Raw genomic sequence first — 13,684 nt, forward strand, 5'->3', positions numbered from 1 at the left:
ACCCGGAGCGCTCGGAGGCCCGTAACCGGCTAGGGGGACGTGCCGGGCGGTGGCTCGCTCACAGCTCCCGTGCCCGCACGCATCGAGAAGGGCCAGGTGGCCGAGTACGATCCCGATTCCACGGGGGCAGACCGTGAACCCGAATGACGTGTCTGGTCCAAGGTGTGTCCGCTCGGCGTGTGGTTGAATCCCTATCAGACTTGCCGATCAAAGCCTCAGCGCTTCGCTTGCGCGGCCCGCAGGCCGTTCAAGATCACGATGACTTCGGCGACCTCGTGGACCAACACGACGGCCGCCAAGCCCAGCACGCCGCTGATCGCCAGCGGCATCAACACGATGATGATGGCCAGAGACAGCACGATGTTCTGGTTGATGATCCTGCTGCCTCGGCGGGCGTGCTGCAGCGCCTGCGGGATCAGCCGGAGGTCGTGGCCGGTGAAGGCGACGTCAGCGGACTCGATCGCGGCGTCGGAGCCAGTCGCTCCCATCGCGATGCCCACCGTTGCGCCCGCCAGTGCCGGAGCGTCGTTGATGCCGTCGCCGATCATCGCCGTCGGCGTCTTGGAGGAGAGTTCGGCTACGATGCTCGCCTTGTCCTCCGGGCGCAGCTCGGCGCGCACGTCGTCGATTCCGGCGATTTCAGCCAGTGCCCGGGCGGTGCGAGTGTTGTCACCGGTGAGCATGCTCACTTCCACGTCATTGGCGTGCAGGGTCTGCACGGCTTCGGGCACCTCGGGCCGCAGCTCGTCGCGGACCCCGATCGCCCCGGCAAGGGCGTCATCGACGGTGACCAGGACGCAGGTCTGCCCCTCGGACTCCATGCGCTCAACATCGGCCTTCAGTGGCCCGGCGTCGATCCACCGGGGGCTGCCCACCAGCACCCGTCGACCTTCGACGGTGCCGCCGATGCCATGCCCGGCTTCCTCGCTGATGTCCAAGGCAGCGGGCGCTTCGGGCCCCGCTGCCGCGATCGCCGCGGCGAGGGGGTGCGTCGATTGCTGCTCAACTGCCGCCGCGAAAGCAAGCACCTGCGCCCGATTGAATCCGTCTGCCGGGGCCACGCCGGTAACCTCGGGCTGGTTGCGGGTGAGGGTGCCGGTCTTGTCCACCGTTAGGTGACGGATGCCGCCGAGCCGCTCGAATGCCGCGCCGGACTTGATGACCACGCCAAACTGGCTGGCCGCGCCGATCGCGGCCACGACTGTCAGCGGCACGGAGATTGCCAGCGCGCACGGCGACGCGGCGACCAGGACCACCAACGCTCGGGTGATCCACGTCTCGGGGTCGCCCAGCAGCGAGCCGATCACGCCGACCAGCACCGCCAGGATCATCACCCCGGGCACTAGGGGCTGGGCAATCCTGTCGGCGATCCGGGCGCGGTCGCCCTTTTCCGCCTGCGCCTGCTCGACCAGGTCCACGAGTGTGGTCAGCGAGTTGTCCGTTCCAGCTGCGGTCGTCTCGACCTCCAGCGAACCGGCGGAGTTGATCGCTCCCGCGGGCACCTCGTCACCGGGCGCGACCTCATCCGGAATGGATTCTCCAGTGATCGCTGAGGTGTCAAGGCTGGAGCGCCCGGACCGAATGATGCCGTCCGTGGCGATCCGCTCGCCGGGGCGCACGAGCATCAGCTCGCCAACCACGAGGTCTTTCGCTACGACCTCGACCGCCGTGCCGTCGCGCAGCACCGTTGCGGTCTGCGGCACCAACTTCAACAGTGCCCGCAGTCCGCCCTGGGCCCGGTCCATTGCCTTGTCCTCCAGCGCCTCAGCGATCGAGTACAGGAACGCTAGCGCCGCGGCCTCTCCGACGAAGCCGAGGATCACCGCGCCGACCGCGCTGATCGTCATCAACAAGCCAATGCCTAGCTTGCGCTTCGTGACAAGGTTCCGGATCGCTCCAGGCGCGAACGTGTATGCGCCTAGCAGCAGACCGACCCAGAACAGTATCGTCGCGGGTGTCTCCAGCCCGGACCAGTCCAGCGCCAGGCCTATGCAGAGGGCTACGCCGGAGAAGATCGGCAGTAGCAACTCGGGGTCCTTCCACCATGGCCGATCGAGCTCTTCAATCTCCGTGGCGGTTTCGTGTTCGCATCCACACGCCGAGCTCATGCGTCCGCCCCCTTTTCACCGCAGCCGGGCACCGAGCACTCAGGGTCGATGCACGGGGCGTTTTCGTCGACAGCCAACGTTGCGTTCACCAGTGCGTCGAGCGCTGCCGCGAGGTGCGGATCGGCGATTTCGTAGCGAGTTTTGCGGCCCTCTGGCTCGGCGACGATGATGCCGCAGTCGCGCAAGCAGGTCAGGTGGTTCGAGACGTTCGAGCGGGTCAGGTCAAGGTCGCGCGCAAGCACGGCTGGGTAGCTCGGGCCGTCGAGTAGGGTCATCAGGATTCGGGAGCGCGTCGGATCGGCCATAGCCCGGCCGAGCCGGTTCATGACGTCGAGGCGTGAAGCAATAGTCAGCATGTGCTGAACTATACAGTATTCACTGAACTATTCAACATGCACTGAACTGACGGTTATGCGAAGGTCCTGCGACCTGCAGGAATTAGTCGATGGGGTAGCAGATGACTGATCCTTTGTGGTTTGGCTGCCACCCAACGCGGGAGCGACGTGGGCGGCGAGGTTCTCCAGAATCTTCACGTTGACGTCCACGCCATCCCGCAAAAGCTTTACGTGTTTCCATGCGCCCATATGTTCTCTGTGTACTGACGCAATTACTGTTTTCTGATTGTTGCAGGCTAACGAGAAAGTAACTTTGCAACTACATACCGTCGAGTTCAAGTTCAACGTTTAACGCGGTACGTTATTCACCAGAGGCGGATCTGTTTTCGGTGGTCCGCCACGGGGCAAGAAGAGGTTGAGATCGTTGACTACCACTGACAAGCTCCCTCCGGTTCATCCCGGCGAGATCCTCATGGAGGATTTTCTCAAGGAGATGGGGATTACGCAGCACAAGCTTGCTGTTTCTATCGGCGTTCCCCCTCGCCGGATCAATGAGATCGTTCATGGCAAGCGCGCTGTCACCGCTGACCAAGCCCTATGTTTGGCGAAGTTTTTCGCGGTGAGCCCGCAGTTCTGGCTCGGGTTGCAGTCCCAGTACGACCTGGCCGTGGCAGTGGACAAGATCCTCGCCGAGATCGAACAGGTGCATCCTCTTACCAATGCATCAGCGTGATCTCGTAGCCGGTGATGCCGTTGCTTGCGATGCGGCGGTCAGCCAGCACTGCGAAATTCTCGCTTGACTCTAGAGCAGCGGCGATGGGGCGGTAGGCATTATTTCGCGCAGTGAGACGGAAGATTTTCGTGCCGTCTTCGGAACTCGCTTGAATATGGGGTTTCGCGGACGAACTAGCCGGGACGGGAAGGTAGTCAAGGCGGGCGTTTTTGAATGCCCAGTGCTCGCGATCTGAGAGTTGCGCGAAGTCCTCTTCGTCCCATTCGTTGAAGGAGATTCGCTCTGCTTCTTGCGGAACCTGCTGGTAGAACTCGTAACTCTGGATCATCTTCCGGGTGGTGTCGTATCCCTCGGGAAGGTGAAGCGTCAAACCGCGGATACCGCCGTGGTCAGCAAGAGGCTTTCCCACGATGGCTTTGGCAATAAGACGAATGCCTTTCTCATGGGCGAGTTTGAGGTCCGCGTTCGAGCTGAACGTGACACCGACCGGCTGTCCACGGTGCAAGTAGCACACGGCATTCTCCTGCCGCGTGTCCACGGTTGCACCAGATTTCTTGCTGCGCAGCACCGCTTCGCCGGGGAAGAACTCGACATAAATGGAGTCGCCTTCGGAAGCGGATTGGAAAGGGGAGTCGTCGTAAACATAGAGAGTTCGTGTGAACCCACCTGGAAGCACGAGACCGGGCCCGAACCCCGGAAAGTGGACACGGGGATTTAATCAAGATGCGATAGTAAGTGTAGCTGATTCGGCGGCTTCAAAGGCGTTCGGCGAGCGGTAGCCACACCACGAGTGCAACCGTTGGGTGTTGTACCGGATGCACCACTGGAACACGTCCCGGCGACACACCAGCTGACTGGCGAAAACAGGCTCGTCCTTCAGGACTTCCCGCTTCAACGAGGCGTTGAACGACTCCGCCAACGAGTTGTCCGCGCTCGTCCCGATCGTACCCATCGACTGGGTGACACCGAACCGCTCACATAACCTCCGGTACTGCTCAGAGGTATAGACACTGCCGTGATCCGAGTGAAAAATCGCCCCGTCAAGGCTACCTCGGACCCCGTGAGCCATCGTGAGGGCTGCTTCGACCAACTCGGTGCGCATGTGGTCGGCGATCGCGAAACCGGTCAACTGCCGCGAATAGCAGTCGATGACCGTGGCCAGGTACATATTCGACCCGTCCGCGATCGGCAGGTACGTGATATCGCCGACGTAGACCTTGTTCGGTTTCTCCGCGGTGAACCGGCGTTTCAGAAGGTCAGGGAATTTAGGCGCACGTTTCGCGGACACGGTGGTCTTCACCCGGCGTTTCCTGGTGTAGCCGAAAAGGCCCATCTGCCGCATCAACCTGGCAGTGTGCTTGTGATTGAGACGGTCACTATTGCCCCGGTCGTTGGCGGGATCGGCGTTGATGGCCGCAGTCACACGTTTCGCCCCGTAACAGCCGTTCTCGGCCGTGAACACGGCCTTGATCCTCGCTCCCAGCGCCGCGTCAGCGACGAGGCGTCGCCGGCGGGCAGGAGCAGCAGATTTCCATTTGTAATACGAGGACCGGTTGACCTTCAGGACCTCACATAACCGCTTGACCTCGTAGAAGTCTCGGTGGTCATCAACGAACTGAAAGCGGTTCACCAGTTCGTCTCTTCCGCGAAATATTTGGCCGCCTTGCGCAGGATCTCTCGTTCCTCCCGGAGCTTGACGTTCTCGCGTTCCAACACGCGGATCCGCTCGGCATCGGAGAGTCCTTCAGCCGGGGAGCGTTCGCTGTTGGCTGCGGCGATCGGGCTGGCGACTTTTTCACCGTTGGCGTTGGTTTTGGTGCCGGTGCCGAAGGCGTCGAGCCAGGTGCGCAGGGAGTTGCGGTTGACCCCGAGATCGGAGGCGATCGCGTTGATCGTGGCTCCGGGGGTCGACTCGTACAACGACACTGCGTCACGCTTGAACTGCTCGGTGTAGGTCTTGCGTGGCATGGTGGAAAGGTACCTCACTTTCCCAGCGAGATGCTGGTTTCAGCGTGTCCACCACCAAGGGGTCAGGTCCATCGTTGACTGCTGGTGTGCCGGACCATGGTTGGAGCACATGGCCAGTCTTTTTAGCGCCAGATTTGAATAGGTTGGAGAAAAATCCCATGTCAGTCCCCTTCGACGATTGTCCTAGCCATCTTATGCAGAGTCCTTGTTGCCTGCTCGTATGCGGCCGCTGCCACTTTGGATGCGACACAAGTTGGTCTCTCACTCGCGGTGCTGGACGCCTGTCTGTTCGATGATCTTCGGCAGGCCGATGTGTGCACGTCTCAGCCAGACGCTGCCCGCACTATGCGATGTCCCCTATGCAATGCGTAAAAGCCCAGGTCGGATTTCGCCGAAAGACACGATCGCATAGTGCACATCGCATAGTGCGGGTGGCCGGCGCGCGCACAGGCCTCAACAGCCGCTCAAAAGCGGCGCGTCATAGAACCAGCGCAACGAAAAGAATCACCAACGGCATTGACAGTCCGAGAGCACCGAAGACGCATCCGATCTGTGTGCCGAGGTCCTGCTCCTTGAATCTGAACGGCGCGATTTTCACCCCGGTTTCTTTCATTGCTTTGCGGATCTCCAGATCCAGGTTCGGTCCGCTCTTTTTGCGTTTGACCCATTTGCCACGTTCGTCGCGCCACACCTCCCAATGCAGGTCGGCCCTAAAAGCCGTGCCCATGAAACCGGAGGTGAATTTGCTGGTCGAATTCGGTCCTTGTTCGGTGCCATGGCGAATTCTCTGACAATATTGTCCCGGCGGGTTTGGATCACCACGCTCGAAGGTGTCGTCGTGATGGTGAACATCGTTCCGAACAGACGTGGATACAAAGCGTGGGCGAGCGCGACGACGCGTGGACTGCCCCGGAACACCGGCGGCGGACCCCATTGACCCGAATCAGGGTGCGGCTTCTCCGTCACGTCTTCGGCGATATAGACAAGTACGAACGCCACGGCGAATGCGATGAAGGGTGCCAAAACGATGAGCACGACGAGCCAGTTCATAGTCAGAATTTGATGCAAATTAGACTGGTAAAATGCGATTAGTAGATGGCGAACGGGCTCGTGCTCCATGGCGGAGTCCGCGACTAGTTAGAAAGGTCCACGCTCGTGCCTGAGAATTTCGACTCGAACCAGATACGCGTCGGGGACCCGGAGCGATCCGAGGCGCTGGACCGGCTTGGGGAGCACTTCGCTAATGGTTATCTCGACGTCAACGAGTTCGAGGAGCGCACCGGCCAGGCCGCGACCGCGCGGACACAGGCGGATCTCTCGGCGCTGTTCGGCGACCTGCCGGGTGGTCAGTCGCACGAGGCGCCGGTGCCGGCCACAAGACAAGCGGGTTCCATGGGCGCGCACACCACCGCCGAGCAGGACGCGGACCGCGAGCTCGAGGAAGTGCTGGAGCGCAAGAAGAAGCTGGACCGTGCCCTGGGCATCCTGTGGTCGGTCACGACGGCGGCGTTCTTCCTGGGGCTCTTCGCCTTCGACTGGGACTTCTTCTGGGTGGTCTTCCCGATCGCGGGTCTGCTCACGTGGGGCTTGTATGAGTTCTACGACATCGGTGACGAAGAAGACGACATGCTCGACAAGATCTTGGAGGATCGGAGCAAGGAGCGCGCGGAACGCCTCCGCATCGCGTACGAGCGTCGCAAGGAGCTGGGCAAGTAGCTACACGTGCAAGCCGCGGGAGCGGCGCATGTGCCGGTTCACCAGGGCGGCCACGGTGCCCGCGACGAGGAGCACGCTGACCACCCACACGGAGTACAGACCGAACTCGACGTAGCAGCGTCCGCCGATCAACGCGCCGCACGCGAGCGAGAGCCACAGCGCGAAGTTGATCAGCCACGCGCTGTGCGGGCCGCCAAAGAACGCGGCGACGAAGCGCTGCGCCATCTTCACCAGAGTGCCGGTCATGTACGTCAGGGAGATCGACACTTCGCCGTTGCGCTCGAACGTCGAGTTCATCGCGCCGACAGTGAACGACAGGCTGTAGACCGCCATGTCTTCGTGCCCTGTCGCCACCCACACGGATGCGATCGCGGAGGTCAGGCACACGAATAGCAGGATCACTTCGCGCGTACGCGTCGGCGGCAGGTACTTCTGCCCGAGCTGACTAATCAAGGCGCCGATCGCGACCCCGACCAAGAACAGCAGCATGAGGAGGCCGGCTTTGGTGGCGACGTCGAGGTGGCCGTCGTTAAGCGCTGCGGTGAGGCGCGTCGTGTTGCCGGACATGAACGACAGGAAGAAGCCGCCTAGGTACATGAAGCCGAGCGCGTCAATGAACCCCGTGATCGACGACAAGTAGACGGCGTGGAGGTGCTCGCCCGTGCGGTAACCTTTCATGAGCTCAAGCTACAACACACGGCCGTGAAGGTTGCGGCCGTCGCACGCTTATCGACGACGGCGCTGGCCCCTAGAGCTCCTCGACCCTGCCGCGATCTTCCACCAAACGGATCGCGCCGAGCGGCATGTCGGTGCCGGAAGGGTAGCTCAGGTTTCCCTTCTCGACGATCAATCGGACGCGCTTACCCACGTACGGCTCCCACTGTTCGCTTGAGTTGGAGTAGCTGTCGTTATTTCCGAGCGAGATGATCTCATTGACTCGGGTGTAGGGTTCGGGGCCCGCCTTCCGCGCAGTGATTTCGGTGGGCTCATCGAGCACGAGCACGTAGTACCTGTCCGACGGCTTGCTGTAATCCGGGTTCGGATCCGGCGCGCCCTTTAAGACCTCTTCGGTGGTCTGCTTTTCCACCGTGCCGATGTACTCGGTTTCTCCCGGCGCGAGGTCGCTGGACTCTTGGTCCTGGGTGTCATCGTCGGCAGCGTCATTACCGTCAGCGCCGGTGTCGGCGTGCTCCTCTTCGGTGTCGGCTGCGTCGACGGCCTCAGGTTCATCCGCGTCGCCCTCGGCTTCGTCGTCGGGACCGAGAACAGTGCCGTCGTTGTACTGCGTGACTGTGACGATCTCGACATCGCCGGCAGGTTTCTCCGGCGCCGCCTGGGGCACCTCGGCGGAGTCGTTGCCTCCGCAGGCTGTGAGAAGCAAGGAGGTGCCGATGATGACGCTGGTGAAACGCGTAGCGCGGCGTCGGGAAGTCATGCAGCTCAAAGTAGCACGATTCAGACACATCGGAGAGGTCGGTAGATCGAGCTCAGGCTAGGAGCTCGAAGGGGATCGGCTCGATCTCGACACCGTTGACCACCACGGAAACGGCGTGCGGGCCGGGATAGAGAGTTCGGGTGCTGGTCACGGTGAAAGGGTGGCGCTTGGTCAGGCCGCGCTCTTCACCGGGGGCGAGGGTGAACCGGCCGAGGCGGAAGGTGGTGGGGCGGCGGGTACCGTTCTTCTTAAGGAAGTGGATGCGGTAGTCGACAAGAATGTGGCGGGGTTCATGCGAAGCATTGACCACACGCGCGGTGAGCTCGGCTTTCTCGCCGGCGGCGACACGGGGCGGGAAAGCTGCGGAGACCAGCTGGATGTTGTCGGCGGCGGCGAAACCGACGACGGCGAGGGCGCCGGGATCGCCCTGCTTGATCAACCCGCGCAGGCCGCGCTCGGCGACCCAGGAGACCTCCGGGGACGGGCTCTCGGCGAGCCAGCGCTCGGCGGTGGCGACGGCGAGTAAAGGGTGGGTGCGACCGATGTCGTTGAGGTTATTGGCCACGGAGGTGCGCACATACAGAGAAGTATCGGCGTAGAGCCGGTCGAGCACGGGAATGATGGGTGCAGGATCATCCAGAAACGGGCGGTGAACGGGGGCCCAGGGGAGGCGGGGGCGGATGCCTTCCGTCGATAAGCGGCGCACGTTGTGGCTTGTCGAGTGCGACCACTCCTCGACGCGTTCCATGGTGAGCGCGGGGTAGCGCGCAAGGTACGGGCGTACGGCCCACTCGCCGGTGAATGCGCGGGTGAGCGCCTCGGTCGCGGTAAGGGAAAGCTCAGGGTGATCGAGGCCATAGTCCTCGATGAAGCGGCTTATGGGCCACAGGTGGAATGCGTGGTTGAAGTAGCCTTCGCCTTCCGCGAGCTCGGGACCGAGCTTGTCGACGACCCCCGCCACCGCCTCCTCATAATCTCCCGGGAGCCGCTCGCGCAGGCCTCGGGCGAAGACGCCGACGCGGTCCTTGATCTCCAAGTCGTCGACGCGCGGAGCGACCCAGGCTGCGTACTCCTCGCCGTCGATGCCCAGCTGGTTGCCTAGCTTTCGGGCGGTATCGGCGCCGAAGAAATACTTCATCTTCATGGCGTTTGCTTAATCGTGCTCAGCGAGTAGCCGAACCACTTCCTTGCCCACACCCGTGGCGGACATCGGATTCTGGCCGGTGACGAGTGTGCCGTCGGTGATCACGTGCTCGGTCATGGGGATCTTCGCGGTGGTGAACTCACCCGCCTCAGTCGCGAGCTTCTCTTCCAGCGAGTAGGGGACTGCATCGGCGCGGCGGGCGAGCTTCTCCTCTGTCCAGGTGTAACCGGTGATTTTCTTACCGGAAAGGAGTGTGCTTCCTGAGGTGAGCTGCACGTCCAGCAACCCGCTCGGACCGTGGCACACCGCGGAGACGATCTTGCCGTTGTCGGCGAAGTCGGCGAGAAGATTCTTCAGTGCCGGATCATCGAAATCGAACAAGGTTCCGTGGCCGCCGATGAGGTAAACGGCGTCGAAATCGCTGGCATTGAGGTCGGCCACGGCCGCGGTGTCGTCGAGCTGCGACATGAACTCGCGGTCCTGGTACCGCTTTGACGTGCCGCCCAAGTTGATCACCGGCGGCTGAAGACTCACCGGATCAATGGGGACCTCGCCGCCGGAGATGCTGGCCAGGGTCACGTCGTGGCCTGCCTCAGTCAGAACGTCGTAGAAATGGGTGTACTCGCCGAGCCACATGCCGGTGCGGTTACCGGTCTTCTCGTAGTGGGTGGCGCTGGTGGAAATAGCTAGTACCTTCATGCCGACCCACCATAGGCGTTTCGGCGAGCTGGCGTTGCGCTACCGGTGCGGGGTTATGCGCTCTTGGATGTCTTCTTGTTCGTCTTTTTCGTGGTCTTTTCTGCGGATTTCTTGGCAGACTTTGTAGCTTTCTTCTTCGCTGTCTTCTTAGCTGCCTTCTTGGTGGACTTCTTGCCGCCTGCGTCACCGGACGTGCGGCCAAGGGAGGCTTCGAGTGCGGCCATGAGGTCGACGACATCGGCATCTTCGCCGTCACCGTCCGAGCCCGTCTTTGAGCCGGATTTCTCGCCGAAGGTCTCCTCGGTGTCGAGGGTGTCGCCCTGGGCGAATTTGGCGTCGATAAGCTTGCGCAACTCGATCTGGTAATCGTCCTCGAACTCTTCGGGCGTGAAGTCGGAGGAGTACTGCTCGACGAGCGCGGAGGAGAGCTCGAGCTCTTTTTTGCCGATCTTCGCCTTGGACTTGGCGCCCTTGAAGTCGACGTCGCGGACCTCATCGGCCCAGTGCATGCCCTGCAGGACCAGGACATTGCCACGGACGTGCAGGGCGCCCAGGCGGGTCTTTTGGCGCAGGGCGAATTTCACGATCGCGGTGCGGTCCGTCTCCTTGAGCGTTTCGCGCAGGAGCAGGTAGGACTTCGGGGTCTTGCCCTCGGGCTCCAAATAGTAGGACTTCTCCATCATGATCGGGTCGACCTGGTCCGCGGGGACGAACTGGACCACCTCGATCTCGTTGTTGTCAGCTTCCGGGAGGGCATCGAAGTCTTCGCCGGTGAGCACGACAGTCTCACCGTCTTCCTCGAAAGCCTTGTCGATGTCGCTGTATTCCACGATCTCCTCGCACACCTCGCAGCGCCGCTCATAGCGGATGCGGCCGCCGTCTTCGTTGTGGACTTGGTGGAAAGAGATGTCGTGGTCGTCGGTAGCTCCGTAGGCTTTAACGGGAACGTTGACAAGGCCGAATGTGATGGATCCGCTCCAGATTGCGCGCATGACCCGCAGTGTACGTGTTGCGCGGGGTGGTGAGTCGGCCGGCGGAGAAGGAGGTGTGTACCGCGGTGGGGAAGAACGAGTACTCGGTGGGCGGCCGGACACTGACGGTGAGCAACCTGGACAAGGTGCTCTACCCGGCGACGGGCACGACCAAAGCGGACGTGATGAAGTACTACCTCGAGGTCGCTGATGTGCTGATCCCGCAGGTGGTGCGGCGCCCGGTGACGCGGAAGCGCTTCCCGGATGGTGTGGACGTAGAGGCGTTCTTCCGCAAGGACCTGGAAGAATCCGCACCTGAGTGGATTCCGTTCGGGATTCTGACGCACAAGGAGTCCACGAACCGGTACCCGTTGGCGGAGGAACCGGCCGTTCTCGCCTGGTTCGCGCAGGTCGCTGCGTTGGAATTGCACACCCCGCAGTGGCGGTTCGGGCAGCACGGGTACCCGGACAATCCGGACCGTCTGGTGCTGGACCTCGACCCGGGACCAGGAGTGGGGCTCGCCGAGTGCGCGGAGGTGGCCCACTGGTGCAAGGAGATCCTCGACGGCATGGGTATGGAATCCGTCCCGGTCACCTCCGGCTCGAAGGGCATCCACTTGTACGCGGCGTTGGATGGCCGCAGTACCGCCGAGCAAGTGACGGCGGTGGCCAAGGAACTCGCCCGCGCACTCGAGGCCGACAATCCGGACACCGTGACATCGGTGATGAAGAAAGAACAGCGGCGCGGCAAGGTCTTCATCGACTGGAGCCAGAACAACGGCAAGAAGACGACGGTCGCGCCCTATTCGTTGCGCGGGCGCGAACACCCGACGGTGGCGGCGCCGCGCACGTGGGAGGAGCTGGAGGAGTCCGATCTGCGTCAGCTCGAATACACGGAGGTGCTCGAACGCGTCGCGGAGGGGAAGGATCCGATCGCGCGGCTCGGCGCAGAAAAGCAAGACCGCTTATCGACGTACCGTTCCATGCGCGATCCTTCCAAAACCGCCGAGCCGGTACCTGTTGATTCACCACGCGACAGGTCCGGCGAAGACCCGATCTTCGTCATTCAAGAGCACCACGCTTCCTCTTTGCACTGGGACGTGCGGTTCGAGCGCGACGGCGTGCTCGTCTCCTGGGCTGTGCCCAAGGGACCGCCGCTGGATCCGGACATGAACCGGCTGGCGGTGCAGACTGAAGACCACCCGATTGAGTACGCCACATTCTCCGGCACGATCGCGAAAGGCGAGTACGGTGCCGGTGAGGTGGAGATCTGGGATTCCGGAACCATCGAGGTGGAGAAGTGGCGCGAAGGTAAAGAGGTCATTGCTGTTCTCCGCGGGCAAAAAGACGGAGGTCTGGGAGGGGTGCCGCGCCGCTACGCCATGATTCACACCGCCGGGATGGGTGGGCGCGGTAGCTCGAAGTCGGACAACCAGTGGCTCATGAAATTCATGAAGGACCAGCCGGAGGGGGAGTCCCAGGCGGCGTCGACGCAGGTCGAAAGCGCGGAGATGACTCTGGCGGATATGCCTGAACCGATGCTGGCCACCGCAGGAAAAGAGTCAGATATCCGGCTTAGCCGCAAAGAGGGTGAGAAGTGGGCGTTTGAGATGAAATGGGACGGCTACCGGATTCTCGCCGGAGTGGGCGGCGAAAAAGTGGTGCTCTCCAGCCGGAACGGGAAGGACTACACCGACTTTTTTCCGCAGCTGCGAGAACTGGCAGAGCTAGTGCCGGGTGGGGCCGTGCTCGACGGGGAAGTCGTCGCGCTCGACGACGACGGCCGCCCGGACTTCGGGGCGCTGCAGGCATTGCATTCCGGTGATCTCGACTCCGAATCGGTCGAAATCCGGTACATGGTCTTCGACATTCTCGCGCTCGGGCATTCGGGAAACGGGGGACAATCGCTGTTGCGGACTCCGTATGAGGCGCGCCGGGAGCTCCTGCGGAAAACCGTGCCGGAAGGTGACTACGTGTCTGTGCCGCCGGCGCACACTGGCTCGCTCGCGGAAGCGATGGACGTGAGCCGGAAACTCAAACTCGAGGGAGTAGTGGCAAAACGGCTCGGATCGGTCTACTTGCCGGGAAAGCGCGGATCTGCGTGGCTGAAGATGAAATTCCAGATTCACCAGGAAGTCATCGTGGTCGGCGTCAGGGAAGGCAAGGGAAGCCGAGCGGGCGGAATCGGGTCGCTTCTTCTGGCGGTTCCCGACGACAAGACGGGGGAGCTTGTCTATGCCGGGCGCGTGGGCACTGGGTTCAGTTCCAAGCAGTTGCAGGAAATGGAGGGGAAATTGGGGGAGAAGGAGGTGGGGGAGGCGTCGATTAGCGATGTGCCCGATGCCGACCGCGACGGCGTGTGGTGGGTGGCCCCTGAGCTCGTTGCCGAGGTCGCTCTCGCTGGCCGGACTCGCGACGGCAAGGTGCGGCATGCCGTGTGGCGGGGTTGGCGCGATGACAAAGACGCCGACGAGGTTCGCTGGACAGACGAGCTTCGGCAATAAAAGGAGAAAAAATTTCGCCGGCGTAACTAAAAGCCTGAATCTTTGTTTCGCTCGTACTATATTCCTCTACA

The 13,684-nt window shown here is 62.2% G+C and carries 13 protein-coding genes; 3 read left to right on the forward strand and 10 right to left on the reverse strand.

Annotated elements, in window-relative coordinates:
* Positions 1-215: 215 nt before the first annotated feature.
* Complete coding sequence (locus CAPP_RS04240; RefSeq protein WP_076600004.1) at positions 216-2,108, reverse strand: heavy metal translocating P-type ATPase; 1,893 nt, start codon at positions 2,106-2,108, stop codon at positions 216-218.
* Positions 2,105-2,464 carry a Cd(II)/Pb(II)-sensing metalloregulatory transcriptional regulator CmtR gene (gene cmtR / locus CAPP_RS04245; RefSeq protein WP_076600005.1) on the reverse strand — a complete coding sequence of 120 codons (360 nt, stop codon included), beginning with the start codon at positions 2,462-2,464 and terminating at the stop codon, positions 2,105-2,107. Before cmtR ends, CAPP_RS04240 begins: the two co-directional genes overlap by 4 nt.
* 403 nt (positions 2,465-2,867) lie before the next feature.
* Here cmtR and CAPP_RS04250 point away from each other — a divergent pair, with 403 nt between their 5' ends.
* Entirely contained in the window at positions 2,868-3,176 is a 309-nt protein-coding gene (locus tag CAPP_RS04250) for a HigA family addiction module antitoxin (protein WP_076600006.1), read from the forward strand.
* Here CAPP_RS04250 and CAPP_RS04255 read toward each other — a convergent pair.
* From CAPP_RS04255 to CAPP_RS04265, 3 genes are all read right to left on the reverse strand, one after another.
* Positions 3,157-3,852 (reverse strand): hypothetical protein, encoded by a 696-nt coding sequence (locus CAPP_RS04255; protein ID WP_076600007.1) that lies wholly within the window; start codon positions 3,850-3,852, stop codon positions 3,157-3,159. The two genes, CAPP_RS04250 and CAPP_RS04255, sit on opposite strands and share 20 nt — an antisense overlap.
* 42 nt (positions 3,853-3,894) lie before the next feature.
* Positions 3,895-5,144 (reverse strand): IS3 family transposase gene (locus CAPP_RS04260; RefSeq protein ID WP_143313948.1). Its coding sequence is split into 2 segments (ribosomal slippage): positions 3,895-4,817 and positions 4,817-5,144, totalling 1,251 coding nucleotides; the frame shifts between segments, so codons are not numbered across the junction.
* Positions 5,145-5,622: 478 nt separating this feature from the next.
* Complete coding sequence (locus tag CAPP_RS04265; protein ID WP_143313925.1) at positions 5,623-6,078, reverse strand: hypothetical protein; 456 nt, start codon at positions 6,076-6,078, stop codon at positions 5,623-5,625.
* 221 nt (positions 6,079-6,299) lie between these two features.
* On the opposite strand from CAPP_RS04265, the gene CAPP_RS04270 reads away from it, so the two are divergent.
* Complete coding sequence (locus tag CAPP_RS04270) at positions 6,300-6,860, forward strand: DUF1707 SHOCT-like domain-containing protein (RefSeq protein ID WP_076599835.1); 561 nt, start codon at positions 6,300-6,302, stop codon at positions 6,858-6,860.
* Here CAPP_RS04270 and CAPP_RS04275 read toward each other — a convergent pair whose 3' ends face one another.
* The 5 genes from CAPP_RS04275 to ku form a co-directional block, all read right to left on the reverse strand.
* On the reverse strand, positions 6,861-7,538 hold the full coding sequence (locus tag CAPP_RS04275) for a YoaK family protein (RefSeq protein WP_076599836.1): 678 nt from the start codon (positions 7,536-7,538) through the stop codon (positions 6,861-6,863).
* A gap of 70 nt (positions 7,539-7,608) precedes the next feature.
* Positions 7,609-8,295 carry a hypothetical protein gene (locus tag CAPP_RS04280; RefSeq protein WP_076599837.1) on the reverse strand — a complete coding sequence of 229 codons (687 nt, stop codon included), beginning with the start codon at positions 8,293-8,295 and terminating at the stop codon, positions 7,609-7,611.
* A gap of 52 nt (positions 8,296-8,347) precedes the next feature.
* Positions 8,348-9,439, reverse strand: a complete 1,092-nt coding sequence (locus CAPP_RS04285) for a DNA alkylation repair protein (RefSeq protein WP_076599838.1) — start codon at positions 9,437-9,439, stop codon at positions 8,348-8,350.
* Between the two features lie 9 nt (positions 9,440-9,448).
* Entirely contained in the window at positions 9,449-10,138 is a 690-nt protein-coding gene (locus CAPP_RS04290) for a type 1 glutamine amidotransferase domain-containing protein (RefSeq protein ID WP_076599839.1), read from the reverse strand.
* 53 nt (positions 10,139-10,191) lie between these two features.
* On the reverse strand, positions 10,192-11,130 hold the full coding sequence (ku, locus tag CAPP_RS04295; RefSeq protein WP_076599840.1) for a non-homologous end joining protein Ku: 939 nt from the start codon (positions 11,128-11,130) through the stop codon (positions 10,192-10,194).
* A gap of 65 nt (positions 11,131-11,195) precedes the next feature.
* Between ku and CAPP_RS04300 the strand changes: the two genes are divergently transcribed.
* Complete coding sequence (locus tag CAPP_RS04300; protein WP_076599841.1) at positions 11,196-13,613, forward strand: ATP-dependent DNA ligase; 2,418 nt, start codon at positions 11,196-11,198, stop codon at positions 13,611-13,613.
* The last annotated feature ends 71 nt before the right edge of the window (positions 13,614-13,684 follow it).

The organism is Corynebacterium appendicis CIP 107643 (assembly GCF_030408415.1).
Lineage (GTDB): Bacteria > Actinomycetota > Actinomycetes > Mycobacteriales > Mycobacteriaceae > Corynebacterium > Corynebacterium appendicis.